At 72.2% G+C, this 2,932-nt stretch carries 3 protein-coding genes; 2 read left to right on the forward strand and 1 reads right to left on the reverse strand.

The genetic code is table 11. The features are described from left to right. Positions 1-234: 234 nt before the first annotated feature. On the forward strand, positions 235-1,434 hold the full coding sequence (locus AB0O00_RS34135) for a transposase (RefSeq protein ID WP_363658478.1): 1,200 nt from the start codon (positions 235-237) through the stop codon (positions 1,432-1,434). Here AB0O00_RS34135 and AB0O00_RS34140 read toward each other — a convergent pair. Beyond that, positions 1,393-2,073 carry a hypothetical protein gene (locus AB0O00_RS34140; RefSeq protein WP_363658474.1) on the reverse strand — a complete coding sequence of 227 codons (681 nt, stop codon included), beginning with the start codon at positions 2,071-2,073 and terminating at the stop codon, positions 1,393-1,395. The two genes, AB0O00_RS34135 and AB0O00_RS34140, sit on opposite strands and share 42 nt — an antisense overlap. A 190-nt stretch (positions 2,074-2,263) precedes the next feature. Here AB0O00_RS34140 and AB0O00_RS34145 point away from each other — a divergent pair. Then, positions 2,264-2,932, forward strand: a 669-nt coding sequence (locus AB0O00_RS34145; protein WP_363658476.1) for a MerR family transcriptional regulator, incomplete at its 3' end; no start/stop codon positions are given.

Here is a 2,932-nt window from a genome sequence, read left to right on the forward strand (position 1 = left end):
GACCAGGCACCTTGCCCGTCACGCAGCTGCGACCGGGGCCCGCGACAGCCAGGCGCAAGCCTCCTCGCGTTCCACCCGGACCACTCCCACCTGTTGATCTTGCATGGGCATCCCCGGCTTCAGCCGGTGAGGGAAACGCATCCCTGGCCCGGAGTCGTACAACGGCGGAGTTCGCGTCGGCTGTCAGTGGCACGGGCTACCTTGACGACACGGATGCTGAAGGGGGTGGGTCGGGTGATTCGGGCGTACAAGTTCCTGATGCGGCCCACCGTGGGCCAGCAGGGTGCGCTGGCGGGGATGCTGCGTGATCACTGCTCGCTGTACAACGCGGCGTTGCAGGAGCGGCGGGACGCCTACCGGCATGTCTCGAAGACGACGGTCCGCTACGGGCAGCAGTCCGCTCAGCTCAAGGAGATCCGGGCTTTCGATCCGGAGTGTCAGGGCCGCTGGTCGTTCAGCTCGCAGCAGGCCACCCTGCGGCGCCTGGACCGGGCGTTCGCGGCGTTCTTCCGTCGGGTCAAGTCCGGTGACACGCCCGGCTATCCGCGTTTTCGCTCATCCCAGAGGTTCGACACGGTGGAGTGGCCGAAGGACGGGGACGGCTGCCGCTGGGACTCCACCCCGCACGATCCCGTCACCCGCGTCCGCCTGCAGGGCATCGGCCACGTCAGGGTCCACCGGCACCGGCCGGTCGTCGGCGGGGTCAAGACGGTCTCGGTCAAGCGGGAAGGCCGCCGCTGGTACGTCGTCCTCACCGCCGAACAGGCCCGGCCCGACCCCCTTCCAGCGACCGGCAGCGCGGTCGGCATCGACATGGGCATAGCCAGCTTCCTCGCCGACTCCGACGGCGGGTTCGTGCCCAACCCCCGCCACGGCCACAAGGCCACCACGAAGCTCGAAGCCGCCCAGCAAGCCCTGTCCCGGTGCGAGCGCGGCAGCAAGCGCCGCCGCAAGGCCGTGGAGACCGTGGCCCGGCTGCACCGCAAGGTCCGCCGCCGGCGCCTGGACCACGCGCACAAGACCGCGCTCGATCTCGTGCGCGAACACGACTTCATCGCGCACGAAGACCTCACAATCCGCAATATGCTCCGCGCCCCGGCCCCGAAGCCCGACCCCGAACGGCCGGGCGCTTTCCTGTCCAACGGCGCGGCGGCGAAGGCCGGACTCAACAAGTCGATCTCGGATGCCGGTTGGGGGGTGTTCCTGACGATCCTCACCGCCAAGGCAGAATGCGCCGGACGGGAGACGATGGCAGTGGACCCCCGCAACACCTCCCGCCAGTGCCCCCGATGCAGGCACACCGCCAAGGAGAACCGGCCCACCCAGGCGATCTTCCACTGCACCGGCTGCGGCCACCGGGCCCACGCCGACACGGTGGCAGCCGTGAATGTTCTACGGGCCGGGCTGGCCCGTCGTGAAGCCCGCAAGGGATAGCGAGAAGCCCCTGGCTTCAGCCAGGGGCGGAGTCACGAACCACTCCTCGCGCGGGTCCCACACCCGGTTCGCCACCGTTTCAAGCCTGCCGCGCACGGACTCCGTCTCCCCGGGGCAGGACACCGCGTGGAAGGCCATGCCGTGCTGCTCGGTCGTCCCGAGCACGGTGACCGAGCCGTCGAGGGAGAGCATCGAGAACCCCGGCAGGCCCGCCCCGAAGCCCAGCAGGCGCTGGGGGTGGCCCAGTTCGTGCGTGCCCACGCTGATCGAGCAGCCGGCGCCCACGAGGTCCCAGCGCTCCAGCAGGCGCACCCGGCGCCACTGCTTGCGCCGGTGGCGGGAGGCGGCCCGGGCGCTGAAACGGTGGACGGGCAGGGCGAGCAGGAACTCGCGCTCCGCGCCGAACAGGCCGCAGGAGGACGCCAGTTCGTACCAGCCCCGGTTGGCCCGCGCGACCAGGTCCGGCTCGTCGCGGTCGTAGTAGACGAGCCCCGGATCTTCCGGCCCGGGGTCGCGGTGGAGCGCGAAACCCACCACGGACACCGGCAGCACCGGCCGCGGCACCCCGCCCTCCAGCACCTCCAGGCCCGCCCGCCGCAGCGGCGCCTCGACCTTGCGCCGCATCTCCTGCCTGCCCAACCACCACTCCCCGTCACGCCGTTCGAACACCAAGACTAGCCAGCCCGCCGAGCGCCGGCCGCGGTGGGCGGCGACGCGCACCGGGGCCGTCCTTGACGCCGGCCACCCGAGCCCGCTCGCCGTCCCGTGCGAAATCCTCTCCGCCCCCACCGCTTGAACCTCACCCGACGTCAGGAGGCATCGTTACGCCATGACCTCCGAACAGACGTGGAAGGTCGGCCCCCTCGCCGAGGCGAGCGGGCTGACCGTACGCACCCTGCACCACTGGGACCACATCGGTCTCCTCAGCCCCTCACGCCGCACCCCCTCCGGGCACCGCGAGTACACCGAACAGGACGTCGTGCGCCTCTACCTCGTCCTGGCGCTGCGGCGCCTGGGCCTCGGGCTGGAGACCATCGCCACCTGCCTGGACGCCGGCATCGACCCGCTGCGCCTGGTCGGCGAACACCTCGTCGGCGTCGACGCCGCCCTCGCCGCCCTGAGCGCGCTGCGCGAGCGCCTGGCCCACATCCACGGCGAACTCGCCGCCGAACGCACCCCCGACACCGCCGCCCTCATCCGCGTCCTGCAGGCCATGCGCGGCACCGGCACCCCCGCCACCGAACCCGCGCTGCGCCGCCACCTCGACACCGACCAGATCGACGCCCTGCGCGACCACGCCGCTGCCCTCGGACCCGCCGCCCACTACTACCTCGACATCGAGTGGCCCCAGCTCTACCGGCGCGCCGAGGCCCTGCGCCGGGCCGGCGCCGACCCGGCCGGGGACGAGGTCCAGCGCGTCGTGCGGCGCATCGACGAACTCGGCGCCCTGTTCTCCGGCGGCGACCGCGCCCTGTCCGGCGCCGTGCGCGTCGCCTGG

The sequence above is a fragment of the Kitasatospora sp. NPDC093558 genome (assembly GCF_040683475.1).
GTDB lineage: Bacteria > Actinomycetota > Actinomycetes > Streptomycetales > Streptomycetaceae > Kitasatospora.